Origin of the sequence: Phytoactinopolyspora endophytica (genome assembly GCF_004138495.1) — a bacterium.
Classification (GTDB): Bacteria; Actinomycetota; Actinomycetes; order Jiangellales; family Jiangellaceae; genus Phytoactinopolyspora; species Phytoactinopolyspora endophytica.
In genome coordinates this window covers 592,306-594,174 of the sequence record NZ_ML142849.1, presented here as the reverse complement: position 1 = coordinate 594,174, position 1,869 = coordinate 592,306, and the positions used below count along the sequence as shown (strand labels likewise).

Annotated in this window: 1 protein-coding gene and 1 pseudogene; one reads left to right on the top strand and one right to left on the bottom strand. The window is 66.1% G+C overall.

Going from position 1 to position 1,869, the window contains the following annotated elements:
- A pseudogene (locus ELR45_RS34425) lies at positions 1–350 on the bottom strand (hypothetical protein); the annotation flags it as partial.
- A 464-nt stretch (positions 351–814) separates the two neighbouring features.
- Between ELR45_RS34425 and ELR45_RS02620 the strand changes: the two are divergent.
- Positions 815–1,867 carry a LacI family DNA-binding transcriptional regulator gene (locus ELR45_RS02620; protein WP_129663172.1) on the top strand — a complete coding sequence of 351 codons (1,053 nt, stop codon included), beginning with the start codon at positions 815–817 and terminating at the stop codon, positions 1,865–1,867.
- The last annotated feature ends 2 nt before the right edge of the window (positions 1,868–1,869 follow it).

Genomic DNA, 1,869 nt, shown 5'->3' with positions numbered 1-1,869 from the left:
GCGCAGGCCTGGGCGACGCCGCGCGAGCGGAGGTCGTCGTTCGGATCGAAGGGGATGTCGGTGAAGACGGCGGTGCGGTTCGAGGCCGGGTCGACCAGCGGCAGCACGCCGTCGGTGGTGGCGTCCAGCCGCGCGACGGCGGCCTGCACGTCCGGATCGCCGAGGTCCTGCTCGCCGCCGGTGAGCACGTCGATCCACCGGTCGCGTAGGGCCGCGTAGTCCTCGTCGGTGGCGGCAGCGGCCGGCGATGATGCCCAGCGCGACATTCCTGCCGTCGTGACGAGGGCGCCGGCGGATGCCGCGCCGACGAGGAAGGTGCGTCGGGGCAAGGGACGTCGGTTGATGGTCATGATGACCTCCAGACGAGAAGGTGAGACCTCGGTCAACCGGTCGCTTCGAACACGAGGTCAAGGGCTTGCGTCGGTGCCGCGCCGCAGGAGGCGCGCACGACGAGCTGTGGTCTGGCCGGCGGCCGAGTGCCGGCCGCAGGACGCCGTGGCTGATGTCTTGTCTGATCTAGCCGGCGAGTGGACCCGGTGCCGTGCGGTGCGTGGCTCAACATATGCGCCGTCGGCATGTGGTGGATTCTTCGGGGACATTTCATACCCGTCAAGGGAATGACTTTGATATGACCTGCTAGAGCACGTACTCCGAGGCATCGGCGGCAGCACGCCGCGGCGCTCAGGGCCTAGGCGAACCTGACGCTGACCCTTGACACGGCTTGAGCCGTGCTAGTAACTTGCTCGGCTATTACGAAATAGCAATTCGTGTTAGAAGACTGACGCGGTGCTATTACGAAATAGCAGGAGGGCTTATGCCGGTTCCGCAACGTCGTCAGGCGCCGACGCAGGCTGATGTCGCCCGCGTGGCGGGCGTCTCACAAGGCGCGGTCTCGGCAGTAATCGGCGGGCGAGCTGGGCAGCAGCGCATCACGGCTGAAACGGCGCGGCGGGTACTCGACGCGGTCCAAGAGCTCGGTTACGTGGCTAATGCGTCCGCGCGGAGCCTCAAGGGGAAGCGTAACCGGCTCCTCGGCGTCCACACGTTCGAGTCCGTCTTTCCGATCAGCAGGATGGACTTCTACCACGAGTTCTTGATCGGGATTGAGGAGGAGGCGGTCGCCGAAGGATACGATCTGGTGCTGTTCACCTCCACCGAGGAGACGAACGGGCAGCGTCAGGTCTATCGGGGTGGCAGCAACCGGCTCAATATCGCGGACGGCAGCGTGCTGCTCGGTATCGCCAGCGACAACTCTGACCTCGCGCGTCTCGCGGCGGAGGGTTACCCGTTCGTTCACGTTGGACGGCGGGACGTGCCGGGCGCCGACATTGCCTGGGTCGGAGCCGACTACGGAACCACGACGGCGGAGTTGGTCGGCCATCTCGCAGCCCTGGGGCACCGCAACATCGGCTACGTCGGTGACGCCGAGCGCTACGAGGCCTCTGGAGACCGAGAATCGGGCTACCGAGCCGGATGTGGCGCGGCAGGTGTCACGCCGTCCGTGCTGTTCACTCGCCCAGAAGGCCTCACCACCGAATGGTTCGACGGCGTCATCGGCTCAGGCGTGACCGCCCTGATGATGGAGAACGAGGACGCGGCCATGAGGGTAGCCGGCTTCGCTCACTCCCGCGGTCTGGCGATCCCACAGGATCTGTCGATCGTGGTTCTGATCAAGACCTTCAGCGGGCCCACGCCAGATCGGCCGTGGAGCACTCTGGGGATTCCGCGCAACGACATGGGCCGGTCCGCAGTCCGCCTGCTGATCGAGATGATCGACGCCCCGGACAGTCCGCCCGACAGGCACATCCTCCTGTCATGTACCGCACCTGAGAACTCGACGATAGCCGCGGCTCCCACGTCTCGCTAGGC

What these genes read in the sequence shown, in the direction of transcription:
- ELR45_RS02620 (WP_129663172.1), top strand. Translation starts at nt 815, where the DNA reads ATGCCGGTTCCGCAACGTCGTCAGGCGCCGACGCAGGCTGATGTCGCC.